Genomic DNA, 24184 nt, shown 5'->3' with positions numbered 1-24184 from the left:
TCGGAGGACGCGCGTAGGGTGTTCGCATGGTCCTGACAGCGGATGCGCCGACGCGAACGACGCGAGACGCGGAGGCGCCGCTCGAGGCGGAGTACCGGCCGGCCCGACCGGTCGACCTCGCCGCGACGGTGGGGGTGCTGCAGCGCGGCGCCGCCGACCCGACGATGGCCGCGGACGGTCCGGTGCTGTGGATCGCCTCACGCACCGACGCCGGCGTCGCGACGCTCGCCCTGCGCTCCTCGCGCGGAGCGATCCGCGCGAGCGCCTGGGGGCCCGGCGCCGCCGAAGCCCTCGACGGCGTGCCGCGTCTCTGCGGCGGCGCCGACGACGAGACGGGATTCGACGCCGCCGGGCATCCGCTTGTCGCCGAGGCCGCCCGGCGCAATCCGGGGCTGCGGCTCGCGCGCACCGACCGCGTGTTCGACGCGTTGGCGATGTCGATCCTCGAGCAGAAGGTCACCGGCATGCAGGCCTTCGGCGCCTGGAGGCATCTCGTCTCGCGGCACGGCGAGCGCGCCCCGGGCCCCACGCCGCGCCCGATGCACGCACCGCCATCGGCCGAGGACTGGCGCCGCATCCCGTCCTGGGCCTGGCATCGCGCCGGCGTGCAGCCCCCGCAGTCCCGCGCCCTCGTGCGCAGCGCCGCCCGGGCCGGCAGCATCCGTCGCGCCCTGCTCGCCGCCCCGGACGGCGACGCCCGCGATCACGTGCTCACCGCCCTCCCGGGGATCGGCCCGTGGACGTCGGCGGAGACCCGCATCCGAGCGCTCGGCGATGCCGACGCGGTGAGCATCGGGGACTTCCACCTCGCGCATGAGGTCGGCTTCGCCCTCGCGGGCGCGCGCACCGACGACGACGGGATGCTCGCGCTCCTCGCCCCGTGGAAGGGCCACCGTCAGCGCGTGATCCGACTCATCTTCGCGAGCGGAATCCGGGAGCCGCGTCGTGGACCGCGCCTCGCGCCCGAGGACCACCGCTCCCGCTGAGCATCGCCGGACCGACTCCGCTCAGTAATACGACTCCGCTCAGTAATAGACGGCGAGCGGCCCGTGCGGACCGTCGATCACTTGAACCGGAGTGTCGAAGACGCGCGTGAGCACGTCATCGGTCATGATCTCCTCCGGTGTGCCGAACTCGACGACACGTCCTTCCCGCATCGCGCAGATCCGGTCGGCATAGTGTCCCGCGAAGTTGATGTCGTGCAGCACGATGACGATCGTGCGTCCGAGCTCGTCCGCGGCCCGGCGCAGCTGGGTCATCATGCGCACCGCGTGGCGGAGGTCGAGGTTGTTGAGCGGCTCGTCGAGGAGCACGACCTCGGTCTCCTGCGCGAGCACCATCGCGACATAGGCGCGCTGCCGCTGGCCGCCGGAGAGCTCGTCGAGGTAGCGGCTCTCGAGCGCGGTGAGGTCGAGGAACTCGATCGCCTCGCTGATCGCGTGCTCGTCGGCGCGCGTGAGGCGCCCCTGCGAGTGGGGGAACCGCCCGAATCCGACCAGCTGACGCACCGTGAGACGCGTGATGAAGTGGTTCTCCTGCCGGAGGATCGAGACGACCCTGGCGAGATCCTTCGAACGGGTGCGGGCGACGTCGAGACCCGAGATCTCGATGGTGCCCTCGTCCATCCCGAGCAGCCGGCCCATCATCGTCAGCAGCGTCGACTTGCCCGCACCGTTCGGCCCGATCAGCGCCGTGACGCCGCCGCCGGGGATGACGAGGTCGAGGGGCCCGATCGCGACCTCGTCGGAGTAGGTCTTGCGCACGCCGCTCAGCGCGATGGCGGGGATGGTCATAAGCGCCCCTTTCGGAGGATGACGAGGAGGAAAACGGCACCTCCGACGATCTCGATGATGATCGAGACCACGCCCTGGGCGTAGAAGACGTTCTTCATCGTGAAGTACGCGCCGGCGAGGACCACGAACGCGGTGAGCACCGCGACGGGGAACACGTAGCGGTGGTCGTAGGTGTCCGCGAACTGATAGGCGAGCGTCGCGACCAGGAAGCCGAGGAACACCATCGGCCCCACGAGCGCCGTCGACGTGGCGATGAGCACCGCGACGAAGAACAGGGTACGCAGCAGCTCCCCGCGGTGGTTCACGCCGAGGGAGGTGGCCGCGGCACGGCCGAGCGCCATCACGTTGAGCCGCCGCGATCCGCCCCACAACGCGGCGGCGGCGATGAGGACGAGCGGGATCGCGATCGGCAGCGTCGAGGGATCGGCGTTCGCGACGCTGCCGAACAGGCGGGCGGCGAGCACGTCGAACTCGCTCGGAGTGAGCAGGCGCTGCATGAACGTGGACACCGCGCCCAGCCCTCCGCCGATGATGATGCCGATGAGCAGCATGATCTGCAGGTTGCCGTAGCGTCCGCGCAGCAGCCAGCCGTAGAGGGCCATGGCGAGGCCGACCATGATCGCGACCTGCAGCGCGAACTGCCACGGACCCTTCACCGCCGTCACCCCGGCGACGCCGAGCGCGTAGACGGCACCGGTCTGCACGGCGGTGTAGAGGGACTCGAAGCCCATGATCGACGGTGTGATGATGCGGTTCTCGGTGACCGTCTGGAACGCCACGGTCGCGGTCGCCTGGGCGATCGCGACCAGCGCGAGCACGATGAGCGTCGTGACGCGCAGCTGGGCGATGCGCCAGAAGCCCGGCGTCCCGACCGGCATCGGATTGCCCCAGGCGAGCAGTCCGAACGCGATGAGCACGGTGAGCACCGAGAGGATCCCGAGCACGACGACCATCCGGCGTCGTGAGCCCGGAGCGGACAGCGGACCCGAGGTGCGGGAGGCGGGGGCGACCGTCGCAGACACCCGTTCCCCCCGTGAGCTCGCGGGCCTAAGCACGACGACGCTGCCGGAGGATCAGGAGGATGAACACCACGGCTCCGACGATGCCGAGGATGAGGGAGACCGGCACCTCGAACGGCATGATGATCGTGCGGCCGATGAGGTCGCAGACCGTGACGATGGCGATGCCGAGCAGGCACACCCACGGCAGGTTGCTGCGGAGGTCGTCTCCACGGATCATCGACACGATGTTCGGCACGATCAGGCCCAGGAACGGCAGGTTACCGACGACCACGGTGACGACTCCGGTGGCGATCGCGATGAGGACGGTGCCGAGCAGCACCACCCGGTTGTAGTTGAGGCCGACGTTCGTGGCGATCTCCTCGCCGAGGCCCGCCACCGTGAAGCGGTCGGCGACGACGAAGACGATCACCGCGACGAGCGCCACGATCCACAGCATCTCGTACTGCCCGCGCAGCACCGAGGTGAAGCTGCCCGCGAACCACACCCCGAGCGTCTGCAGAGCGTTCGCCTGCAGTGCGATGAACGTGGAGACCGCGCCCACGACGGATCCCAGCATGATCCCGACGATCGGCACGATCAGCGACGAACGGAGGGAGACCCGGCGCAGGAAGAGGAAGAACACCATGGTGCCGATGAACGCCGCGACGACGGCGACCGCCATCCGGAGCGGAATCGAGGGCTGCGGCACGAGGATCATGACGGTGAGCAGTCCGAGGCCCGCCCATTCGGTGGTGCCCGTCGTGGTGGGCTCGACGAAGCGGTTCTGGGTGAGCAGCTGCATCACCAGCCCGGACATGGCCATCGCGGCGCCGGCGAGCACGAGAGCGATCGTGCGGGGGATGCGGGTGATCGCGAACATCTCCGCGCCGTCGTCGGCACCGGCGATGTCGTAGACGCCGGTGAACAGCGAGAGTGCGAGGAGCGCGGCGACGACGAGGACGCCGACCAGCAGGGCGGGGTCGAAGAGGCGCCCGCGTGTGCGGCGGTTCTCGGGGAGCAGGGTGGTCGTCATGACGAAAGGGTCCCGGCCGTCGGATCGGTGGCACGATCCGACGGCCGGGGGTTTCTGATCAGTTCTCGGCGGCCTTCTCGAGAGCGTCCGCGAACTCGTTGAAGAAGGTGGTGTAGGTCTGGATGCCCTCATTGAGGTAGGTGTCGAGGGGCATGTAGACGATGTGCTTCTCCTTCACCGCCGTGACGCCCCTCAGAGCCTCGGAGCCTTCGAGCACGGCGGCGGCCTGCTTGTAGTCGGCGCCCCTGTCCTTCTCGGCGAACGATCCGTCGCGGTCCATGACCAGCATCCAGTCGGGGTTGGACTTCGCGATCGCCTCGACCGAGATGTCGTCGCCCTGATGGTCGGTCGACGCGTCCTTGACCTCGAGCGCCGGAGTCAGCCCGAGGATGTCGAACACCGGGCCGAGCGTGCGGCCGGACACCGGTGCGACGTACCCGATCTCGCCGCCGGAGGTGATGAGGGCCATGACCTTGTCGGAGGAGTTGTACGCCTTCTTGGCGCGATCGATCGACGCCTCGAAGTCGTCGACGAGCTTCTTCGCCTCGGCCTGCTTGCCGAAGACCTCGCCGAGCACCGTCACCTGGCGGATGAGCTCCTGGTCGAAGGGCTTGCCGTCGCGCGGGTCGAGCTCGAGCACCGCGGCGTCGGGCACGAGCTCGGCGAACTTGTCGTGGTGCTGCGTGAAGCGCTGGCCGTTGACGATGACGTCGGGCTCGACGGCGACCACGGCCTCCAGGTTCGGCTCCGTGTGCAGCCCGAGGTCGACGATGTCCTTGTTCTTCTTGTAGGGGTTGCTCTCGGGCATCAGGGCGACCGACGCGGCACTGAGCTCGACGCCCCAGTCGGACAGCAGCTGGAAGGTGCGGTTGTCGGTGGCCACGACCGACTTCGGCGGCGTCGCGATCGTGTGGGTGCCGTTGTTGTCCTCGACGGTCACCGACGAGGCGGCGGGAGTCTTCTGTTCGGCCGGTTTCTCCGCGGAGCAGCCGGCGACCGCGAGCAGGGCTGCGGCGCCGAGGCTGGTGACGGCGAGGATTCGGGGCACGGACATAGAGGGACTCCTGTTCTGGTGCGGTGCGGACCGCTGTTCGATCCGTCGATGCCGGAGAGGCCTCCCGTTTGATAGGTAAGCCTTACCTGACTTCGACTAACCTAACATCATGACCGACGCGAACTCCACCACGACGACGACCACGCCCGCGTTCCGCCTCGACACCCGCTGGCTCGATCTGCGATTCCGCAACGTGACGCTCACGGCGCGCGAATGGCTCGCGCCCGACTACGTGCGGGTGCGGCTCTCCGGGCCGGAGCTGGAGGGTTTCGACTCCCCCGGGGCGGACGACCACATGCGGCTGTTCTTCCCCGGCGGGCCGGTGGCGTCGGTCGAGGAGCTGCGCGCATCGCCCAGCCGTGAGTACACCCCGCTGGCCTGGGGAGCAGACTGGCTCGACGTCGAGTTCGCCGTGCACGGAGACGAGGGCGTCGCGGCGCCGTGGGCGGCGAAGGCGGATCTCGGATCCCGGATCGGCGTCGGCGGGCCGCGCGGATCGATGATCCTCACCGGCAGCCCGGACGGCTGGTTCCTCGCCGGCGACGAGACCGCGATCCCGGCGATCAAGCGCTTCGCCGCCTCCGCCCCCGCCGACGCCTCCGTGCGCGTGGTCGTCGAGGTGCGCAGCGCCTCGGGAGAGGTGGAGTTCGACGCGCCGATCGATGTCGAATGGCTGCACCGCGGCGACGCACCCTCGGGCACGGCCCTGATCGCCTTCCTCGAGGGCCTCGGCGTCGAGGATCGTCCCGGCGATGCGCCGTTCGTCTTCATCGCCGCCGAACAGGGCGTGGTCAAGCCCGGCCGCGCGCTGCTGAAGCGCTGGGGCGTCGACACCGGCCACGCCGTCGTGAAGGGCTACTGGAAGCGGGGAGAGGCCGAGTACCACGCGCCGCACTGAGCGGCCCTGCGGGTGCCGCCGTCTAGGCTGACGGAGATGAGCACCACCGTCGCCGGGAGGGATCGGCACGAGGCGATCCCTCCCGTGCCGAACGGCACCGCCCTGCTGCTGCTCGCCGGGTCGAGCGGCAGGGTGGAGTCCGCCCGGGCCGATCTGCTCGCGGCGCACGGGGTGCGCGTGCGCGCGATCCGCTGGTTCGGCGGCGCGGGACAGCGCCCCGCCCCGCACGAGGTCCCGCTCGAGCTGTTCGCGCGGCAGCTCGACGGGCTGCGGCGCGAGGCCGATCGCGTGGTGGTGCTCGGCACCTCCTTCGGCTCCGAGGCGGCGCTCCTCTCCGCCGCGCTCTTCCCCGTCGACGGGGTCATCGCGGTCGCGCCGTCATCGGTCACCTGGTCGGGCTTCGACGGACGGAGCTGGTCGTCGCACTGGACCGTCTCGGGCTCCCCGGTGCCCGCCGTGCCCTTCGCGCCGGACTGGGAGCCCAGGGCCGATCCCCCGGCGTTCCGCTCCCTCTACGAGGAGAGCCTGCGCCGGTTCCCCGCCGAGGCGGAGCGCGCCCGCATCCCCGTCGAGCGCATCCGCGGCGAGGTGCTCCTCGTCGCCGGCGGCGATGACCTCGTGTGGCCGAGCAGCCTCTTCGCCGCACGGATCGCCGAGGCGCGGACCGCGCACGGCCTCACCACGACGGTCGTCGAGCACCCGGACGCCGGGCACCGGCTGCTCCTGCCCGGCGAGGAGCCCGCGACGGGCGGCGTCTCCATGGCCCGCGGCGGGACGCCCGCGGCCGACGCCGCCCTCGGCGAGGCCGCCTGGCCCGAGGTCCGCCGGATGCTGGGGATCACGTAGACTCGTCCGCATGGGTGCATTGATCATCAGCGCGCAGATCGGCGCGCACGCCTACGTGGTTCGCGAGCGCCGCGCCTGACGGCGCGCTGACGCTTGCCCCGCGCGCCGTCTCCGGTTGTCCCCGCACCCGGAAGCGCGGTCCTTCGCACGCTCACCGCTGCGGCCGGTCCCGACCGGCGCCGCCCCGGGTGCTCCCCCTTCCTCTGGAGCGACCCATGCGATCCCAGCACGGCGGCCGACACGAGCTCGGCCAGAACTTCCTCGTCCACACCCCGACCATCCGCACGATCCGCGATCTCGTCGCCCGCACCGAGGGTCCGATCCTCGAGCTCGGCCCGGGCGACGGCGCCCTCACCGATGAGCTCGTCCCCCTGGGCCGGAGCCTCCGCGCCGTGGAGCTCGACGAGCACCGCGCCCGCCGGCTCCGTCGCCGCCTCCCCGGCGTCGACGTGCAGCACGCCGATGCGCTCCGCGTGCGCTTCGACCTGCCGGTCGTGGTGGGCAACATCCCCTTCCACATCACCACGCCGCTGCTGCGGCGCCTCCTCTCGCAGGGGACCTGGCAGCGGGCGATCCTGCTCACCCAGTGGGAGGTCGCCCGGAAGCGCGCGGGCGTCGGCGGCGCGACGATGATGACGGCGCAGACAGCGCCGTGGTTCTCCTTCGAACTCCACGGACGCGTCCCCGCCCATCGCTTCCGCCCGGTGCCGTCGGTCGACGGCGGCATCCTCTCGATCACGCGCCGCGGCTCGCCCCTGCTGCCGCTCTCCGATCGCGTCGGCTTCGAGAGGTTCGCACGCGACCTGTTCACCGGCCGCGGGCGAGGCATCGAGCAGATCGTCCGGGCCCGGACCGGACGCACGGCGCCGCAGGTGCGCCGCGTGCTCCAGCAGGCGGGGGTCGCGCGCGATGCGCTGCCCCGGGACCTCACGCCGGCGCAATGGACGGTGTTGTGGGAGGCGCTCCGCGCACGATAGCGGCGCGGGCTGCGGCAGGCGAGACGATCCGCATCCGGCGCGACGCCCGGCACCCGCCTCCGACACACCGCGGACGCGGATCGTCGCGGGTGCCGTCGCTCGTCACGATCCTCTGTCCACAGCGGGCGGGCCGGGGCCCGCGAGCGTCTGCCGCCCGTGGATAGAGTGTCACGATGAGCACCGCGGCGTGGGCATGGGGGATCGCGGCCGTCTCGTCGATCATCGCCGTGACCGCCGCCCTCGTCGTGCTGCGCCTGCGCCGCGCCTGGCAGGCGGATCGCGCCGATCTCCGCCGTCTGCGGCGCACCGCGCACCGGAACGCCGATCAGATCTCGGTGGTCAGCCATGAGATCCGCACTCCCCTCGCGCTGATGAAGGGCGCCGCGGACCTCCTCGCGGAGGGGACGCCCGGTCCGCTGACCCCCAGCCAGGCGCGTTTCGTGGAGACCATCTCGGCGAACTGCCACACGGTCATCGACCTCGCGCAGGACCTCCTGGTGCAGGCGCGCATCGACGCGGGAATGTTCGAGCTGCATCTGCAGCGGGTCGATTTCCGGTCTCTCGCCACCGGGGTCGTCCGAGAGCTGCGACTGCTCCATCCCGTCGGCATCGCGCTCGACTGCCCGGGCGCACCGCCGCGCGCATGGGCCGATGCGAAGCTGATGCGCCAAGCGATCACCAACCTCCTCACCAATGCGATGGCGCACGCCGAGGATGCCCGGCTGATCACCCTCCGCATCGTCGGCGCGGACGAGCAGGTGCTCATCTCGGTGAGTGACGACGGCTCCGGCATGTCCTCCGAGCAGCGGCAACAGCTCTTCGAGCGGTTCGCGAGCGGCCGGCCGCTGCGCGACGGCACCGGTCTGGGCCTCGTCATCACCCGTCAGATCGTGCGGATGCACGGCGGCGAGGTATACGTCGACACGACTCCGGGGCGCGGAACGACCATGATGTTCTCGGTGCCGACCTCCCACGAGGATTCCGCCAGACCGGCACGCGCGGAGGCGGCGTCATGACCGGTGTCGTCCCGCCGCACGCCCTCGTGGTGGACGACGAGCCACAGATGCTCGACATCGTCGCGTTCGCCCTGGAGACGCAGGGGTTCGCGACCTCCACCTGCGGTACGTCCGAGGCGGCCTGGACGTCCTTCCGCGAGCATCGCTTCGACCTCCTCGTCCTCGACGTGATGCTCCCCTACGGCTCGGGCCTCACCCTCTGCCGCCGCGTGCGAGAGGTCAGCGATGTGCCGATCATCCTCCTCACGGCGCGCGGCGAGACCTCGGACAGGGTGGCTGGGCTGGAGAACGGTGCCGACGACTACGTGACCAAGCCGTTCCATCCGCGCGAGCTCGCGCTGCGGGCGGAGGCCCTGGTCCGCCGGACCAGGCGACAGGCGCCACCGTCCGGGCTGAGCGCGGGTCCGCTGCGGATCGACGAGCGGGGCACGACGTCGGTCTCAGGACGGATCGTCCCGCTGTCCCCGACCGAGCGCCGCATCCTCGCACGACTGATGCAGGCTGACGGCGCCACCGTCCCGTTCCGGGACCTCCTCCTCGCCGGATGGCAGCAGGCGGAAGGCCCCGGAACGCGGGCGATGCTCAAGACCGCGGTCTACCGATTGCGGAGCCATCTCGTCGAAGCCGGGTTCGCCGGGGCGCTCGAAGGGGTGCGCGCCGAGGGGTACAGGCTCCACGCGGACGATTGAGCGACGGGAGGACGGTCACAGCGCTGTGACCGAGCGTGACCGCCGCGGCACCGGACGGGCCTCTCCGCTGCCCTAGCGTGGCAGGCGTCGAAGTCGATAGCGGCCGGGCGGAAGGCCTCGGCCGAGGAGCGATGAAGCTCCAGAACGAAAGGTTCAACACCATGAAGAGCAGGCTCCCTCTGGCGCTTTCCGTCTCGGCGGCCGCCGCGCTGACCCTCACCGGTTGCGTCGTGGACACCAGCGCACCGACTCCCTCCGGAAGTGACGCCAAGCTCGGCGGCAGCCTCACCGTCGCCTGCGGCGCGATGGAGGACTGGTGCCAGGCGATGACGGACGCCTTCGAGAAGAAGACCGGCGTCTCGACCGACTTCGTGCGACTCTCGTCGGGCGAGACCGTCGCGCGCCTCAACGCGGCGAAGGACATGCCGGAGTTCGACGTCTGGCACGGCGGCCCCGCCGACGGCTATGGCGCCGCCGCGGACGCCGGACTTCTCGAGGCCTACGACTCGCCCAACGCGGAGAAGATCCCCGCCAAGTACAAGAGCAAGGACGGCTCGTGGAACGGCGTGTACGTCGGCGTCCTGGGCTTCTGCTCCAATCAGGCAGTGCTGGACAAGCTGGGCGCGAAGGCCCCCGAGTCCTGGGCCGATCTCCTCGACCCGAAGCTGAAGGGCCAGGTGTCCACCGCACACCCCTCCACGTCGGGCACGGCGTTCACCACGCTGTGGACGCAGGTCACCCTCGCGAACGGCGATGAGGACGCCGCGCTCGCCTACATGCGCAAGCTGCACAACAACGTCCTGCAGTACTCCAAGAGCGGTACGGCTCCCGGGCAGACGGCAGGTCGCGGAGAGGTCGCCGTCGGCCTGGTCTTCTCGCACGACTGCGTGAAGTACAAGGAGGAGGGCATGAAGGACCTCGTCGTCGCGTTCCCCGACGAGGGAACCGGCTATGAGATCGGCGGCGTCGCGATGGTCAAGGGCACGGACAACCCGGCGGCGGCGAAGGCCTACATCGACTGGGCGCTCACGCCCGAGGCTCAGGAGATCGGCGCGACTGTCGGCTCGTACCAGGTTCCGACCAACCCCGAGGCCAAGACCGACGACCGGATGGTCGACCTGTCGTCCGTGAAGCTCGTGGACTACGACTTCGCCAAGGCCGCCGCGGAGAAGCCGAAGCTGACCAAGCGGTTCGACGCGGAGATCGCGCCCCAGCCCAAGGAGTGACCGGGCCCGCGCGGACGGACACGAACAGAAACCTCGAACCGGACAGGCCGGGACGCCAGGGGGCGTCCCGGCCCGGAGGCCCTATGAGCATCGACACGCTGCGTACGGCGCCCGCACCCTCACGGTTGCGCGCACCGGCATCCAGATTCAACCGACTCGACACCGTGACCAAGGCGGTCATCGTGATCGTCGTCCTCATCCTGCTGATCCTGATCGGCTATCCGCTGGCGCGGATCCTGACCCAGTCGTTCACACCCGAGGGACGCGACACGCTGGCCGCGATCTTCACCTCGCCGGTAAACCGTACGGTGCTGTGGAACACCATCCTGCTCGGCGTGGTGGTCGGCGCCGTCGGGACCGCGATCGGGTTCTGCTTCGCCTATGCGCAGGCCCGGCTGCAGTTCCGCGGCAAGCGTCTGCTGCACCTCGTCGCGCTGCTGCCCATCGTCTCGCCACCCTTCGCCGTCGCCACCGCCGTGGTCACGCTCTTCGGACGGAGCGGCCTCATCACGAACAAGCTGCTCGGCCTCGAGTACAACGTCTACGGCCTCGCCGGCCTCACGATCGTCCTCGGGCTCTCCTTCTTCCCGGTCGCGTACATGAATCTTCTCGGGATGCTGCGCAGCCTCGATCCGGCGATGGACGAGGCGGCCTCGAATCTCGGGGCCAACCGCTGGAAGATCTTCCGCAGCATCACGATCCCGATGCTGGCGCCCGGCTTCGCCAGCTGCTTCCTGCTGCTGTTCGTCGAGGCGATCGCCGACCTCGCCAACCCGCTGGTGATCGGCGGCGACTTCACCGTGCTCTCCAGTCGCGCCTATATCGCCATCACCGGAGAGTACGACGTCGCGGGCGGGGCCGCCTACTCGCTGGTCCTCCTCCTGCCGGGCCTCCTCGTCTTCCTCGTCCAGAGGTACTGGGCCGAGCGCAAGAGCGTCGTGTCGGTCACGGGGAAGCCCGCGGGGAGGGTGTCGCTCATCGGCTCCTTCCTGGGGCGTCTGCCGATCATGACCGTCGTGTACGCGATCTCCGCGCTGATCCTCTCGATCTACATCACGGTGTTCGTCGGAGCGTTCACCAACATCCTCGGCGTCGACAACGCGTTCACTCTGAAGAACTACCAGTACGTGCTCGGCGGGATCGGCTCCGACGCGATGTTCACGACGACGCTCCTCGCGTTGATCGCCACGCCGATCGCCGGATTCCTCGGCATGGTGTTGGCCTGGCTGATCGTCCGGAAGGTGCGCCGCGGTCGCGGGGCGCTCGACTTCCTCGGGATGCTCGGGCTGGCGGTGCCCGGCACGGTGCTCGGCATCGGCTACGCCCTCGCGTTCAACCGCCCGCTCATCATCGGCAACGTCCAGCTGCTGCCTGCACTCGCCGGCGGCGGCGCCATCCTGGGCGGGGCGATGGCGATCGTGATGGTCTACGTGATCCGCTCGATGCCGTCCGGTCAGCGGTCAGGGGTCGCCGCGCTGCAGCAGATCGATCCCGCGATCGACGAAGCCTCCACTTCGCTCGGGGCATCGGGGCTGACCACATTCCGCACGATCACCCTCCCCCTGATCCGCCCCGCGCTGCTCTCCGGGCTCACCTACGCGTTCGCCCGCGCGATGACGACGCTCTCGCCGATCATCTTCATCACCACTCCGCAGACCAAGATCATGACATCGCAGATCCTCTCGGAGGTCGATGCCGGACGCTTCGGCAACGCGTTCGCCTACTGCACCATCCTCATCGTCATCGTCATCGGGGTGATCGGGCTGATGAACCTCCTCGTCCGCGATCCCCGCCCCACCACCCGCGCCCGCCGGACCTCCGGCCTCCCTTCGAAGGGCTTCTCGTCATGAACACGACCGAACAGCACCCGGCCGTCGACCACCTCGACGCCCCGCAGCCCGGCGCCCTGCGCCTCGACGGGATCAGCAAGGAGTATCCCGGCGCCACCGGCTCCCTTGCCGTCTCTGGCGTCGACCTCGACATCCGAGCCGGGGAGTTCCTGACGCTGCTGGGACCGTCGGGGTGCGGGAAGACCACCACGCTCCGGATGATCGCCGGATTCGAGAGCCCCACGGGCGGAGAGCTGACCCTCGACGGCGAGGACATGGTCTCGCTCACGCCGGACAAGCGCCCCATGGCAATGGTCTTCCAGTCGTACGCGCTGTTCCCCCACATGTCGGTGTTCGACAACGTCGCCTACGGCCTGAAGCTGCAGAAGCTGAGCCGGAAGCAGATCCAGCAAGAGGTCGGATACGCGCTCGCGGCGATGAGCCTGACGACCTATGCGGATCGCTCTCCGAACCAGCTCTCCGGAGGACAGCAGCAGCGGGTCGCTCTCGCGAGGGCGCTGGTCATGAAGCCCAAGGTGCTGCTCTTCGACGAGCCGCTGTCCAACCTCGACGCGAAGCTGCGCGTGCAGATGCGGACCGAGATCCGACGCATTCAGCGGCAACTCGGCATCACCGCGGTGTACGTCACGCACGACCAGGACGAGGCGATGAGCCTGTCGGACCGCATCGTCGTGATGCGGCAGGGGCGGATCGAGCAGGTCGCGCCTCCCGAGATCGTCTATCGACGTCCCGAATCGATGTTCGTCGCCGACTTCATCGGCCAGGCGAACTTCATCGACGTCGTCGGCTTCGCGCTGCAGCAGGAGGAGCAGGGCGCTTCCGCACGGATCGAGGCGCTCGGGCGCGAGGCCGTGGTGCCCGCGCACCATGCGGTGCGCGTCGGCGAGCCCGCCGTGCTCCTCGTCCGCCCGGAGTCGGTCTCCGTGCATCCGGCGCCGTCCGAGGCGTCCGTCGCAGGCCGCACCGGACGCGTGCTGTCGTCGGTGTTCTACGGTGCGGGCATCGAGTACGAGATCGAGACGGATCGCGGCAACATCACCGCCGTGGTGCACGATCCCCTGCCCGGCGAGATCCTGGAGCCCGCGACGATGGTCGACGTGGCGATCGAGCCGGAAAGGGCCTGGCTGCTTCCCGCAGAGCCCGCATCCTGAGCGCGCTCAGGTCGGAGCGCCGGTCCGTCCTCAGGCCCGCGCCGGTGCTCCGACCTGGGCGCGCCACCACGTGGTCTCCACGAAACCGCGCTTGAGGAACACGAGCTCCTGGTGCGCCGCCCACCCCTTCACGCCCTTGAGCTGCCCGATCGTGTGCGTCATGTACTGGTGCAGCGCCTCGGTCCCCGGAAGGATCACCTCGCAGTAGAGCGCGTTCTCGTCGAGCGGCGATGCCACGAATCGCACGGCGTCGTGGGTGACGAGCTCGTCGGCCACAGCCGTGAGCTGCGACGGCTCGACCCTCAGCAGGAAGAACGTCTCCGCGCTCATGCCCAGCGCCGCCGCCGACACGATGGTCGCGGGCGTGAGGCAGCCGTTCGCCCGCATCCGCTCATATCGTCGGCGCACGCTCGACTCGTTCACCGAGAGCGCGGCGGCGATCGACGAGAACGACGCGCGCCCGTCGGCCTGCAGCACCTCGACGATCCGCCGGTCGGTGTCGTCGAAGTGACTCGGATCGCAGGTGTTCGGCGCCGGCATGGTCACCCGGGGGCCGCGGTCGCGCTCCTCCGGGGCCAGCAGCTGCCGCCCCCAGTCGAAACTCACCTTGTGCGTGTGCAGCAGGAGGTCGCTCCGCCAGCGCTCGACCCCGGGGATCGCCTGCAGCTCGGTCAGCACCCGAGTGTAGTTCGCCGACTCCCCCGGGATCACCACCTCGGCGAAGATGTCGAATTTGCCGGTCATCAGGGCGACGAACCGTACGTACGGCGAGCCGACCAGCTTCTCTGCGACCTCGACCTGGCGGCCGGGCGTGCAGTTGATCCGGATGAGATATGTCTCGACGTAGCCGTCGAAGCCCAGCGTCGGGACGACGTCCACCCGCACGATCCCGTCGTTCAGCAGCTGCTGGCCGCGCCGCGCGACCGTCGACACCGAGGCGTCGGCGAACTCGGCGAGCGCGGTCCAGCTGGCCCTGCCGTCCTGCTGCAGGCCGATGATGATCCTCCGGTCGAGCTCGTCGACCGCCCGTCCGGTGACGGAGGCGGTCATCGTGCCGCTGACGGGTACACCCTGTGCAGGAACTCCCGGACGGTCCTTGTCCACGCGTCTGCCTCTTCGATCTGCGGGGAGTGGCCCGAACGTTCGAAGACGACGAGTTCGGAGTTCGGCACCAGCTCGGCGATTGTCTCGCTACACGATACCGGCGTGATCCAGTCGGTCCTGCCCACCGTGATGAGCATCGGCGCGGCGAGCGAGGGCAGCTGCGGCTTGATGTCGTAGGCCGGCATGTTCACCGAGAAGGCGTAGTTGTGCGCCTGGTAGCGGTACGGCGTCGCCTCGACCTTGCGCTCGACGGCCTCCGGGTCGTAGACGAAGTCGTACAGCGGGAGGATCTCGCGCCAGCAGTCCTTGAGGTCCTCGTCGTCGCGCACGCGCCCGTAGTCGATGCGGTCGAACTTCTCCATGTCGATCACGACACGATCGGTCGCGAGCGCGTTCTTGCGTGCGGCGTCGGCGTTCTCGTTGTCAGGGGAGGTGTCCCGCAGCACGACCGCCGCGACCCGCTGCGGATACCGAAGCGCGTACTCCATCGCCATGAACCCGCCATAGGAGCCGCCGGCGATCGCGATCGTCTCGGCCCCGATCCACTCGCGCAGCGCGTCGATGTCCGCTGCCCACTGCTCGTGGCTGAAGGTGCCGTTGCCCTCGCTCTGCCCGCTGCCGCGCGCGTCGAAGACCACCACGCGGTACTCGTCCGCGAGGCGCCCGAAGCTCGCCCTGGGCTCGGCGCGCGAGCCCAGGCCCGGCGCGCCGTGGTGCGTGATGATCACCGGAGCGCCTTCGGGGCCGAGGACCTCGACGGCCAGGTGGTTGCCGTTGATCTCGACCCACTGCGCGTCCGTCGTCGCCCGCGCGAACTCCGGGGATACCTCATTGCCGCTCATCGTCTGCGTTCCTCTCTCTTCCTTCTGTCTCTCGTCCGCGGCCGCGTCAGAGCTCGACCGTGCAGTCGTCGAGCCCGCGCGGGTACGACGTCAGCGCCTCCGCACCCGACTCGGTGACGAGCATGCTGTCGCTGATCCGGTAGCCGGCATGGCCGGGGATGTAGATGCCCGGCTCGTTGGACACGATCATGCCCGCCTCGAGCACCGTGTCGTCGCCGTCCTCCAGCCACGGCGGCTCGTGCATCCCGAGGCCGATGCCGTGTCCCTGGCGGTGACGCAGGTGCTCGCCGAACCCGGCGCCCCTGATCACGTCGAGGCAGATCCGGTTCGGCTCGCGGCACTCCGCGCCGGCCGCGATGGCCCGCCCGCCGGCCTCCTGAGCACGGCGCACCGTCTCGTGGAACGCGCGCTGCTGCGGCGAGGGCGTGCCGAGCACGAACGTGCGCTCCCCCTCCACGAAGCGCCCGCCGACCGCACAGCCGAGCGAGAGCATGAACGTGTCCCCGGGCGCCAGCCGCCGCTCCGACGGGAGCCCGTGCGGATAGGAGGAGTTGTCGCCGGTGTAGACCAGCCCGCCCGCCTGGAAGGACGAGACCACGACGTCGTCGTGCTCCGCATACATGATGCCCGTGCCGACCGAGGCCACGTGCGAGGCGAGCTCCGCCTCGGAGGGCAGCGCTCCCCCGTTCGACACCGCGTCGCGGATGAGGGCGACGGCCGAGACCAGCATCCGGTCGGTGACGCGGGCCGCCTCCCGATGAAGCTCGATCTCCTCCCGGAACTTCACGTAGCGGGCCCGGGTCACCAGCTCGGTCGGATGCCACGACGCCCCGTCGAACGCGCGCTGCGCGGCGAGGAGGCGCTCCGTCGTCATCATCGTGGTGAACCCGATCCTCCGCGGGCCGCCGCCGACGACCGCGGCGAGGAACGAGAACGGCGGGACCACCCCGGGGAACTCCGGGAAGGCGACGAGCTCGGCGCGGGACGACTGCGACAGGGCGTACTCCCGCTCCAGCTCGGGGAGCAGCATCACGGTTCGCCCCTCGGCGTCGATCCACACCGCGACCGGGCGTTCGGAGGGGTGGTGGAAGAACCCCGTCAGGTAGGCGATGTCCTCCGGGTGGTCGGTGAGGAGCGCATCGAGCCCCTCCGCCGCCAGGCGCTCACGCACCCGGGCCTGCGGCCGGTCGAAGAACGCTTCGGGGAGGCGCTGGGAGAACCGGGTCATGTGTCCGTTCCGTTCCTGTCGGAGGTCATCGTCTGCGGCTGCGAGGGTTCCTCGCGTCGTTGTAGGCGATCGAGAGCAGCGTGGCCGAGAGGACCAGCACGAGGATCGCGATCGAGGGGAACAGCGTGAGCCACCAGGCGCTCGACATCGCGCCCGCCTGCTGCGCCTCGTAGAGGATGCGTCCCCAGGACCAGGTGGTCGGGTCGCCGAGACCGAGGAACGCCAGGCCGGCCGCGGACAGCACGGCACGGGAGGCGGTGACGACGACAGAGACGACCACCACGGGGGTGACGGCCGGCAGCACGTGCCGGCTGATGATCCACCAGGACGAGGTCGTCATCAGCCGCGAGGCGTCGACGTAGGGGAGGTTCACGACCGTGAGGGCCTGCGACCGTACGAGGCGGGTGACCTCCGGCCAAGAGAAGGCCGCGACGACGAGGATGATCGTCATCGTGCTGGGGCCCGCGAGCGCGGCGACGAGGATCATCAGCGGCAGCACCGGCAGTGAGAGGGTCATGTCGACCACGATGCTGATGATGCCGTCCGCACGCCGGAAGTAGGCGCCGACGACGGCGACGAACGTGCCGAAGGCGATCGCGATCACCGAGGCCGCCACCGCGACGAGCACGCTCTGCTGAGTGCCCCAGATCACCTCGGAGAACACGTCGCGCCCGAGGGCGTCGGTGCCGAACCAGTAGGCGCCGCCCGGCGGCTTCAGCACGTCGGTGCCGTAGCTCGCCGGATACGGGGCGATGAGCGGGGCGGCGAAGGAGACGATCACGAGCAGGATCAGGCACCCGAGCGAGACCATCCCCAGCGGATCGCGCCGGAAAGCCCGCCAGGTCTGCACCGAGGCGCGCGCCTTCTCGGTCGCGACCGGTTCGGCGCCGCCGATCGAGTTCACCAGTGCTTCAGTCATGAGGTCTTCACCCGGGGGTCGAGGTATCCGTAGACGATGTCCGTGATGGTGTTGGCGACGACGACCGTCACCGCGAGCATGAGGAAGGCGCCTTGCAGCACCGGGAAGTCGAGCTGGGTGACCGCGTCGTAGATGCCGCGCCCGATGCCGGGATAGGCGAACACGGTCTCGGTGAGCACCGCACCCCCGACGAGGAACCCCAGTTGGAGGCCGATCAGGGTGGTCGTCGGCAGCAGGGCGTTGCGCAGTGCGTGACGCCAGAGGATGCGCCGGTAGGGCAGGCCGTTCGCCCTCGCGAGCGTGACGTAGTCCTCGCCCAGCGCATCGATCAGGGTCGAGCGCATGGTCAGCACGTAGGAGCCGACCTGGACGAGCATCAGCGACACCGCGGGAAGCACGAGGTGGCGGGCCACGCTCGCGTACCACTCCATCCCGTAGGCGCCGTTGTCGTACGCGCCGCCGATCGGGAACCATCCCAGCATCAGCCCGAACGCGAACAGCAGGAACACCGCGACGCTCGGGACGAAGAGCGACTGCCCGGTGACGCCGACCACCTGCACCGCGCGGTCGACGAACGTGCCCTTGCGGGCGGCCGCCGCGACGCCGAGCGGGATGCCGATGAGCACCGTCAGCGCGAGCGCGGTGAGGGTGAGCAGCAGGGTCCACGGCAGTCGCTGCATCAGGACGTCCACGACGGGGACGGACTGGGTGAACGAGATGCCGAGGTTCCCCTGCACCAGCTGCCACATGAACAGTCCGTACTGCACGATGAGGGGCTGGTCGAGGCCGTACTGGGTGAGGATGGTCGCCCGGATCTCCGCGGTCATGTTCGGGCTCGCGAGCGCCGTCGCCGGATCGCCCGGCAGCAGCCGCAGCAGCAGGAACGTGACGGTCACGGCGAACCAGATCGTCAGGACTCCGCGCGCGAGCCGGCGAAGGATGAAGGAGAAGCGGGACACCCGGGCGACCTTCCTCGTGCGTCAGCCGGCGGGCGTGGCCGAAGCCAGCGACACCGGGTTGACGATGGACAGCAGTTCACTGGGCCTCGAGATGAAGCCCGTCCACTTGTCGCTGGCGGCGAAGAAGAGGTTCTGCGTGTACATGACGTTGTCGTAGACCTCGTCGTGCACGATCTTGTTCGCCTTCTGCATGACGCTGATCCGCTCCTTCTCGTCGAAGGTCACCATGGCCTTCTCGATGAGCGCGTTCAGCTCGGGGTCGTCCACGTGCGTGTAGTTGATCGCGCCGCCGGGGAGGTACGACAACGAGAAGTTCGTGGCCGGGTCGTCCATGATCGCGAAGTTGCCCGCGTAGATGTCGTAGGCGCCGTCGTTGGTCATCGACAGGTAGGTGTTGCGCTCGGCCCCCTTGAGGTCGACGGTGATGCCCGCCTTCGCGGCGCCGTCCTTGACCATCTGGGCCCACTGGCTCGTCACCGAGTCCTGCAGCGAGTAGATCAGGGTGAACTTCACGGGGAACCGACCGGAGGAGTCGGCCGTGTAGCCCGCCTTCTCCATGAGCTTCCTCGACTGGTCGGGATCGTATGCGTACTGCTGGATGCTCTTGTCGAAGTACTTGGACAGCACCGGCATGATGGCGCTCGACTGCGTCGACACCGCCTGCCCCTGGAGCACGACGCTGCGGATGGCGTCGTAGTCGACGGCATGGGCCAGGGCCTGACGCACCTCGGTCTTCTTCAGGTCGGGATTGTCCATGTTGTAGGTCATGTGCGCGTAGCCCAGACCCGGAGCCTCGATCACCTGGAGACCCTGGGCCGACTTCAGCTTCTCGACCTGTGCCGGGGGCAGCGCGTTGGCGATGACGTCGATCTCGCCACTCTGCAGCGCGAGGATCTCGGTGTTGATGTCGGGATAGACGCGGAACACCACCTTCGCGGGTCCCGGCACACCGCCCTTCACCAGCGGGTAGTCCTTGACCCGCTCGAGCGTGTAGTGCTGCCCGACCTGGAAGTCCTTCATCACGAACGGGCCGAGGCCGACCCATCCGCCGTCCTTGCCGTCGTTGGCGAAGGAGGCGATCGATCCCTTCGGCTCGAAGACGTGCTGGGGGACGACGACGCCCCAGAAGCCGATCTCCTCGACGATCGAGGCGTCCGGCCGCAGCAGCTTCATCTCGACGCGGGTGTCGGAGACCGCCGTGGCGACGTCGAGGTTGCCCAGCTGTCCGAAGAAGGTGCCGGGCGCCTTGTCGCGCTTGACCGCGTTCAGGGTCCAGGCGACGTCCTCGGCGGTGAGGGGCTTGCCGTCGCTCCAGGTGAGCCCCTTCTTGATCTCGTAGTACCCGGTCGTGTCGTCGACGTAGCCCCACTTCTCGGCGATGAAGGGCTCCTTCGCCCCGTTCTCGTCGATCGAGAGCAGGTGCGGGTACATCAGGTTGGTGACCCACGAGTCGGTGCGGCTGTTGCCGAGCACCGGATTGAAGTTGACCACGTCGCTGGTCGTGCCGATCGACAGCGTCTTGTCGCTCGGTCCCGTGCCCGTGCCTGTCGGCTCGGGCGGCGCTGAGGGCGCGCACGCCGTCAGCGCCAGGGCGGCCGCGACGAGGGCGGCCACCACTGCGCTTCTCTTCATCAGACCCATACCTCCTTGAGGACCCGCATCGTGTTGCCTCCGACGACCTTGCGGATCTCGTCGTCGGAGTAGTCGTTCTTCACCAGCCAGCCGATGATGTTGTAGAACGCTTCGGCGGGGTTCTCGACCCCGTCGACGTAGGGCTGCTTCTCGTAGTCCACGTGCCCGTGGGCCTGCCCGATCGACAGGTTCGACGAGAAGGCGTCGTGCAGACCCACGTGGTCGCCGAACAGGGTGTCCGGACCGAAGCTCACGTGGTCGATGCCGACGAGGTCGACGCAGTACGCGAAGTGGTCCATGACCGACTCCAGGGAGTGCTTCGGGTGCGCGGGGGACAGCGTGGTGTGCGGCGCCGCTTCGATGCCGATCACCCCGCCGCGCTTCGCGCACTCGATGATCGTCTCGTCGGTCTTCATCCGATTGGTCGGCCAGAGGCCGCGGGCGCCGGCGTGCGTGATGAACACGGGGACCCGGGAGTGCTTGATCACGTCGACGCAGGTGCGGTCGCCGGAGTGCGAGATGTCGATCGCGATGCCGAGCTTGTTCATCCGCTCGACGGCCCGCTCGCCGAAGTACGTCAGCCCGCCGTCGCCGCGCTCCTTGAGACCGCTGCCGAGCGTGTTCGCCTCGGAGTACGCGATACCCATCTGGCGGACGCCGAAGCCGTAGAGCACGTCGAGACGATCGACCTCGTTCTCGATCATCGTCGCCGCCTCGAGTGCGAAGACGTGGGCGATCCGGCCGGTCGCCGCCGCGTGCTCGATGTCCTTGACGGACTCGGCCTTGACCACGAAGTCCTGATGCGCCATGTCGGCCATCCGCACGCCCAGGTCGAAGAGCACGTCCTGGTACTTCCACCCGGCGTCCGAGGAGATGCAGCAGGTGCCGTCCATGCCGTTGTCGAACACGGCGGTCAGCCCCGAACGCGAGAGGCCCTCGTAGGCGGTGGGTTCGCGGCCCTGGCGGATGTGGTCACGCAGCTCGCCCATGTCCTCCGGGAAGACCTGCACGTGCTCGTGCAGCGAGATCACGGTCTCCTCGCGCAGGAGGCGCGCCGTGCGTTCGGTCTGCGCATCCGTCAGCTGCAGACCCTCATACGCCGGGACGCGGCCGATCTGCTTGGCATAGCGGAACTCGCGGAAGTCCCTTCCGGCCTCGAGGTAGTCGTAGGCGGTGTAGCCGGTGTACCGCTCTGCTGGTTCGATCACGTAGCGCTCCTTGCTCGTCCTCGCGGATGGGGCCCATCCCGCATCCTCAGCATGGACACCTTGAATCTCGGGTATTTCGGCGCGTTTGTCAACCTCAATGCGAAGATTCGGCACAGATCTTGCATGATTTGGTTACTTGGTGCAGAGTGAGCACATGAGCAGAGATGCAGGGGCGGCCACCGGGACCGCATCGGCCACTGCCGGAGACGGCGTCGTCCTCGATGTCGAGAACCTGCGCGTCTCCCTGGGCGGGCCGAAGGACGCGACGCAGATCGTGCATCGCGTGGATCTCCAGGTGCGCAGCGGCGAGGTCGTCGCGCTGCTCGGCGAGTCGGGATCGGGTAAGTCCGTCACCGCGCGGGCGATCATGGGGTTGCAGGAGGACGCGGTCGTCCAGGCCGACCGGCTCCGTTTGGTATCCCATGATCTTCTCGCATCCACGCCCGAACAGCGAAGGCGGCTCCGCGGCGAGTCGATGAGCCTCGTGCTCCAGGACGCCCTCTCCGCGCTCAACCCCGTGCTGAGCATCGGCGACCAGATCGGCGACCTCATCCGCGCCCATCGCCCGGCCTCGCGCTCCGCCGTGCGCGCACGCGCGGCGGAACTGCTCGCTCTCGTCGGCATCCCCTCCCCGGCCACGCGCATCGACGACTATCCGCACCAGTTCTCCGGCGGGATGCGCCAGCGCATCCTCATCGCGATGGCGATCGCCCTCGAGCCGCAGCTGCTGATCGCCGACGAGCCGACCACGGCGCTCGACGTCACCGTGCAGGCACAGATCCTCGACCTGCTGGGACGCCTCCGCACCGAGCTCGGCATGGGCGTGCTGCTCATCACGCACGACCTGGGCGTCGTGATGGAGGTCGCCGACCGGGTCGCGGTGATGTACTCCGGCCGCATCGTCGAGGCCGGCGACGCCGACGTCGTGCTGACGACGCCGGCGCACCCCTACACCGAGGCGCTGCTGCGGTCGATCCCGCAGGGGCTGACCCGCGGCGAGCCGCTCTTCGCGATCCCCGGCTCACCGCCCGCACCCAGCGCGCACCTTCCGGGCTGCGCCTTCGCACCGCGATGCCACATGGCGGTGGACAGGTGCACCGCCGAACGACCCCCGCTCGCCGACGTCGGCCGCGGACGGGTCACCGCCTGCTTCCGCACCGAGGAGCTCCTGCATGCCGTCGCCTGACTCCGTGTCGATCGCCCCGACGTCCCCGCCCGTCCTGGAGGCACGGGGCCTGACGCGCACCTTCAGTGCCGGGAGCCGTCTGCGCCCCACGCGCGTCTCCGCGGTCGCGGGGGTCGACCTCTCCCTGCACGCCGGCGAGGTCCTCGGCATCGTCGGCGAGTCCGGATGCGGGAAGTCCACTCTGGCCAGGATGCTGGTGGGGTTGGAGACCCCCGACAGCGGGACCCTCGTGTACCGCGGCGACGACGTCACCCGCGGACGGAGGCAGGACCGCATCCGACTGCGCCGTGGGGTGCAGATGATCTTCCAGGATCCGTACACCTCGCTCAATCCGCGGATGACGGTGGGCGAGATCATCGCCGAGCCGATGGCCGCGACGCGACGCGGCAGCTCCGCGTCGCGCCGCGACCGGGTCGCCGAGCTGCTCGACGTGGTGGGGCTGAACGCCTCGATGATGGGGCGCTATCCGCACCAGTTCTCCGGCGGGCAGCGCCAGCGCATCGGGATCGCCCGTTCCCTGGTGCTCGACCCCGACGTGCTCATCTGCGACGAGCCCGTGTCGGCGCTCGACGTGTCGGTGCAGGCCCAGGTGGTGAACCTGCTCGCCGGGATCCGCGACCGGCTGGGCGTCGCCATGGTGTTCATCGCACACGACCTGTCCGTCGTGCAGCACCTCGCCGACCGCGTCGCGGTGATGTACCTCGGGCGGATCGCCGAGTCAGGGGCCACCGACGACGTCTACGCTCATCCGGCGCACCCCTACACGCGGGCGCTGCTGTCGGCGGTGCCCCCGCACACCCGCGCCGAGCGGGGCAAGCTCTCCCGTCGTCGCCTGCTGACGGGCGAGCCTCCGTCGCCGCTGAACCCTCCGTCGGGATGCCGTTTCCACCCGCGATGTGCATTCGCCCGCGACGAGTGCGCCGCCTCGTTGCCCGAGCTCCGCCCTTCCCGCGAGCCGATCACGGCGCGCGAGGTGGCCTGCCACTTCGCCGAGGACATCGCCGCCGCGCCCGTCGACGCCTGAGCGCCCCTTGCGCCCGAGGCGCCGCGGGCGAAGACTGGCCGCGAGCCGGACGACCCCGGCTCCGACCACGAAGGGATCATCATGGCGACGCTCACCCCCTATCTCTCGTTCCGCGACGACGCCCGCGAGGCAATGACCTTCTACCAGAGCGTGCTCGGCGGTGCGCTCGACGTCATCGAGTTCGCGGCGTTCCCCGGCGCCATGCAGGATCCCGCCGACGAGCATCGCGTGATGCACGCCTATCTGGAGACCCCCGACGGGATGGTCCTGATGGGGGCGGACACTCCGACCGGCACGGAGTACCGGGCACCGCAGGGCGTCTCCGTGACGGTCAGCGCGGACGCCGAGCGCGCCCGCGGCATCTGGGAGGCCCTCGGCGAAGGAGGCACCGTGACGATGCCCTACGGCACTCCGCCCTGGGGCGGCGAGTTCGGGATGGTCACCGACCGCTTCGGCGTCGACTGGATGGTGATGGGGGACCCCCAGGCATGACCCCCGCCGCGGGGGGGGGGGGGGGGGGGGGGGGGGGGGGGGGGGGGGGGGGGGGG

At 69.6% G+C, this 24184-nt stretch carries 23 protein-coding genes; 12 read left to right on the top strand and 11 right to left on the bottom strand.

Annotated elements, in window-relative coordinates; translation table 11 throughout:
* Positions 1-26 precede the first annotated feature (26 nt).
* Positions 27-986 (top strand): DNA-3-methyladenine glycosylase family protein, encoded by a 960-nt coding sequence (locus ABWO84_RS13810; RefSeq protein ID WP_353115518.1) that lies wholly within the window; start codon positions 27-29, stop codon positions 984-986.
* Positions 987-1025: 39 nt separating this feature from the next.
* Here ABWO84_RS13810 and ABWO84_RS13805 read toward each other — a convergent pair whose 3' ends face one another.
* From ABWO84_RS13805 to ABWO84_RS13790, 4 genes are read right to left on the bottom strand one after another with little or no spacing between them, the layout of a single operon-like run.
* Positions 1026-1793 (bottom strand): iron ABC transporter ATP-binding protein, encoded by a 768-nt coding sequence (locus ABWO84_RS13805; protein WP_353115516.1) that lies wholly within the window; start codon positions 1791-1793, stop codon positions 1026-1028.
* Positions 1790-2815, bottom strand: a complete 1026-nt coding sequence (locus ABWO84_RS13800) for an iron chelate uptake ABC transporter family permease subunit (RefSeq protein WP_353115514.1) — start codon at positions 2813-2815, stop codon at positions 1790-1792. Before ABWO84_RS13800 ends, ABWO84_RS13805 begins: the two co-directional genes overlap by 4 nt.
* Before the next feature lie 25 nt (positions 2816-2840).
* The gene (locus ABWO84_RS13795) at positions 2841-3827 is read right to left on the bottom strand and encodes an ABC transporter permease (RefSeq protein WP_353115512.1); all 987 of its coding nucleotides are present in this window, start codon (positions 3825-3827) and stop codon (positions 2841-2843) included.
* Positions 3828-3885: 58 nt separating this feature from the next.
* On the bottom strand, positions 3886-4881 hold the full coding sequence (locus ABWO84_RS13790; RefSeq protein WP_353115510.1) for a siderophore ABC transporter substrate-binding protein: 996 nt from the start codon (positions 4879-4881) through the stop codon (positions 3886-3888).
* A 109-nt stretch (positions 4882-4990) separates the two neighbouring features.
* Here ABWO84_RS13790 and ABWO84_RS13785 point away from each other — a divergent pair, with 109 nt between their 5' ends.
* The 8 genes from ABWO84_RS13785 (at position 4991) to ABWO84_RS13750 (ending at position 13534) form a co-directional block, all read left to right on the top strand.
* On the top strand, positions 4991-5779 hold the full coding sequence (locus tag ABWO84_RS13785; protein WP_353115508.1) for a siderophore-interacting protein: 789 nt from the start codon (positions 4991-4993) through the stop codon (positions 5777-5779).
* 36 nt (positions 5780-5815) lie between these two features.
* A complete protein-coding gene (locus ABWO84_RS13780; protein WP_353115506.1) occupies positions 5816-6625 on the top strand; it encodes an acyl-CoA thioester hydrolase/BAAT C-terminal domain-containing protein in 810 nt (269 codons plus the stop codon).
* Between the two features lie 215 nt (positions 6626-6840).
* On the top strand, positions 6841-7602 hold the full coding sequence (erm, locus tag ABWO84_RS13775) for a 23S ribosomal RNA methyltransferase Erm (protein WP_353115504.1): 762 nt from the start codon (positions 6841-6843) through the stop codon (positions 7600-7602).
* Positions 7603-7775: 173 nt separating this feature from the next.
* Positions 7776-8618, top strand: a complete 843-nt coding sequence (locus ABWO84_RS13770; RefSeq protein WP_353115502.1) for a sensor histidine kinase — start codon at positions 7776-7778, stop codon at positions 8616-8618.
* The gene (locus ABWO84_RS13765) at positions 8615-9307 is read left to right on the top strand and encodes a response regulator transcription factor (RefSeq protein ID WP_353115500.1); all 693 of its coding nucleotides are present in this window, start codon (positions 8615-8617) and stop codon (positions 9305-9307) included. Before ABWO84_RS13770 ends, ABWO84_RS13765 begins: the two co-directional genes overlap by 4 nt.
* 131 nt (positions 9308-9438) lie before the next feature.
* Positions 9439-10533, top strand: coding sequence for an ABC transporter substrate-binding protein (locus tag ABWO84_RS13760; RefSeq protein ID WP_353115498.1), 1095 nt, complete (start codon positions 9439-9441; stop codon positions 10531-10533).
* A 164-nt stretch (positions 10534-10697) separates the two neighbouring features.
* Positions 10698-12383 carry an ABC transporter permease gene (locus tag ABWO84_RS13755; protein ID WP_353115496.1) on the top strand — a complete coding sequence of 562 codons (1686 nt, stop codon included), beginning with the start codon at positions 10698-10700 and terminating at the stop codon, positions 12381-12383.
* Positions 12380-13534, top strand: a complete 1155-nt coding sequence (locus tag ABWO84_RS13750) for an ABC transporter ATP-binding protein (protein WP_353115494.1) — start codon at positions 12380-12382, stop codon at positions 13532-13534. The genes ABWO84_RS13755 and ABWO84_RS13750 overlap by 4 nt, the downstream gene beginning before the upstream one ends.
* A gap of 30 nt (positions 13535-13564) precedes the next feature.
* Here ABWO84_RS13750 and ABWO84_RS13745 read toward each other — a convergent pair whose 3' ends face one another.
* The 7 genes from ABWO84_RS13745 to ABWO84_RS13715 are packed head-to-tail and all read right to left on the bottom strand — an operon-like array spanning position 13565 to position 21426.
* Complete coding sequence (locus ABWO84_RS13745; protein ID WP_353115492.1) at positions 13565-14584, bottom strand: Lrp/AsnC family transcriptional regulator; 1020 nt, start codon at positions 14582-14584, stop codon at positions 13565-13567.
* Positions 14581-15480: an alpha/beta fold hydrolase gene (locus ABWO84_RS13740; protein ID WP_353115490.1), complete on the bottom strand. Its 900-nt coding sequence runs from the start codon at positions 15478-15480 to the stop codon at positions 14581-14583. Before ABWO84_RS13740 ends, ABWO84_RS13745 begins: the two co-directional genes overlap by 4 nt.
* Positions 15481-15526: 46 nt before the next feature.
* The gene (locus ABWO84_RS13735; RefSeq protein ID WP_353115488.1) at positions 15527-16708 is read right to left on the bottom strand and encodes a M24 family metallopeptidase; all 1182 of its coding nucleotides are present in this window, start codon (positions 16706-16708) and stop codon (positions 15527-15529) included.
* Between the two features lie 25 nt (positions 16709-16733).
* The gene (locus tag ABWO84_RS13730; RefSeq protein ID WP_353115486.1) at positions 16734-17627 is read right to left on the bottom strand and encodes an ABC transporter permease; all 894 of its coding nucleotides are present in this window, start codon (positions 17625-17627) and stop codon (positions 16734-16736) included.
* Positions 17624-18586 (bottom strand): ABC transporter permease, encoded by a 963-nt coding sequence (locus ABWO84_RS13725; protein WP_353115484.1) that lies wholly within the window; start codon positions 18584-18586, stop codon positions 17624-17626. The genes ABWO84_RS13730 and ABWO84_RS13725 overlap by 4 nt, the downstream gene beginning before the upstream one ends.
* 21 nt (positions 18587-18607) lie before the next feature.
* Positions 18608-20218, bottom strand: coding sequence for an ABC transporter substrate-binding protein (locus ABWO84_RS13720; protein ID WP_353115482.1), 1611 nt, complete (start codon positions 20216-20218; stop codon positions 18608-18610).
* Positions 20218-21426: a dipeptidase gene (locus ABWO84_RS13715; RefSeq protein WP_353115480.1), complete on the bottom strand. Its 1209-nt coding sequence runs from the start codon at positions 21424-21426 to the stop codon at positions 20218-20220. Before ABWO84_RS13715 ends, ABWO84_RS13720 begins: the two co-directional genes overlap by 1 nt.
* A gap of 154 nt (positions 21427-21580) precedes the next feature.
* Between ABWO84_RS13715 and ABWO84_RS13710 the strand changes: the two genes are divergently transcribed.
* From ABWO84_RS13710 to ABWO84_RS13700, 3 genes are all read left to right on the top strand, one after another.
* Positions 21581-22612, top strand: a complete 1032-nt coding sequence (locus ABWO84_RS13710) for an ABC transporter ATP-binding protein (RefSeq protein WP_353115478.1) — start codon at positions 21581-21583, stop codon at positions 22610-22612.
* Positions 22599-23636: an ABC transporter ATP-binding protein gene (locus tag ABWO84_RS13705; RefSeq protein ID WP_353115476.1), complete on the top strand. Its 1038-nt coding sequence runs from the start codon at positions 22599-22601 to the stop codon at positions 23634-23636. Before ABWO84_RS13710 ends, ABWO84_RS13705 begins: the two co-directional genes overlap by 14 nt.
* 81 nt (positions 23637-23717) lie before the next feature.
* Entirely contained in the window at positions 23718-24128 is a 411-nt protein-coding gene (locus ABWO84_RS13700) for a VOC family protein (RefSeq protein WP_353115474.1), read from the top strand.
* Positions 24129-24184 lie beyond the last annotated feature (56 nt).

Origin of the sequence: Microbacterium sp. (assembly GCF_040394595.1) — a bacterium.
Classification (GTDB): domain Bacteria; phylum Actinomycetota; class Actinomycetes; order Actinomycetales; family Microbacteriaceae; genus Microbacterium.
This window is presented reverse-complemented; position numbering and strand designations above follow the sequence as displayed.

Bases quoted from the DNA above. Each gene is read 5' to 3' on its own strand.
- ABWO84_RS13785 (WP_353115508.1), top strand. From the start codon at position 4,991: ATGACCGACGCGAACTCCACCACGACGACGACCACGCCCGCGTTCCGC.
- ABWO84_RS13765 (WP_353115500.1), top strand. From the start codon at position 8,615: ATGACCGGTGTCGTCCCGCCGCACGCCCTCGTGGTGGACGACGAGCCA.
- ABWO84_RS13770 (WP_353115502.1), top strand. From the start codon at position 7,776: ATGAGCACCGCGGCGTGGGCATGGGGGATCGCGGCCGTCTCGTCGATC.
- ABWO84_RS13705 (WP_353115476.1), top strand. From the start codon at position 22,599: ATGCCGTCGCCTGACTCCGTGTCGATCGCCCCGACGTCCCCGCCCGTC.
- ABWO84_RS13740 (WP_353115490.1), bottom strand. From the start codon at position 15,480: ATGAGCGGCAATGAGGTATCCCCGGAGTTCGCGCGGGCGACGACGGAC.
- ABWO84_RS13805 (WP_353115516.1), bottom strand. From the start codon at position 1,793: ATGACCATCCCCGCCATCGCGCTGAGCGGCGTGCGCAAGACCTACTCC.
- erm (WP_353115504.1), top strand. From the start codon at position 6,841: ATGCGATCCCAGCACGGCGGCCGACACGAGCTCGGCCAGAACTTCCTC.
- ABWO84_RS13760 (WP_353115498.1), top strand. From the start codon at position 9,439: ATGAAGCTCCAGAACGAAAGGTTCAACACCATGAAGAGCAGGCTCCCT.
- ABWO84_RS13710 (WP_353115478.1), top strand. From the start codon at position 21,581: ATGAGCAGAGATGCAGGGGCGGCCACCGGGACCGCATCGGCCACTGCC.
- ABWO84_RS13730 (WP_353115486.1), bottom strand. From the start codon at position 17,627: ATGACTGAAGCACTGGTGAACTCGATCGGCGGCGCCGAACCGGTCGCG.
- ABWO84_RS13735 (WP_353115488.1), bottom strand. From the start codon at position 16,708: ATGACCCGGTTCTCCCAGCGCCTCCCCGAAGCGTTCTTCGACCGGCCG.
- ABWO84_RS13790 (WP_353115510.1), bottom strand. From the start codon at position 4,881: ATGTCCGTGCCCCGAATCCTCGCCGTCACCAGCCTCGGCGCCGCAGCC.
- ABWO84_RS13795 (WP_353115512.1), bottom strand. From the start codon at position 3,827: ATGACGACCACCCTGCTCCCCGAGAACCGCCGCACACGCGGGCGCCTC.
- ABWO84_RS13720 (WP_353115482.1), bottom strand. From the start codon at position 20,218: ATGAAGAGAAGCGCAGTGGTGGCCGCCCTCGTCGCGGCCGCCCTGGCG.
- ABWO84_RS13745 (WP_353115492.1), bottom strand. From the start codon at position 14,584: ATGACCGCCTCCGTCACCGGACGGGCGGTCGACGAGCTCGACCGGAGG.
- ABWO84_RS13780 (WP_353115506.1), top strand. From the start codon at position 5,816: ATGAGCACCACCGTCGCCGGGAGGGATCGGCACGAGGCGATCCCTCCC.
- ABWO84_RS13810 (WP_353115518.1), top strand. From the start codon at position 27: ATGGTCCTGACAGCGGATGCGCCGACGCGAACGACGCGAGACGCGGAG.
- ABWO84_RS13700 (WP_353115474.1), top strand. From the start codon at position 23,718: ATGGCGACGCTCACCCCCTATCTCTCGTTCCGCGACGACGCCCGCGAG.
- ABWO84_RS13750 (WP_353115494.1), top strand. From the start codon at position 12,380: ATGAACACGACCGAACAGCACCCGGCCGTCGACCACCTCGACGCCCCG.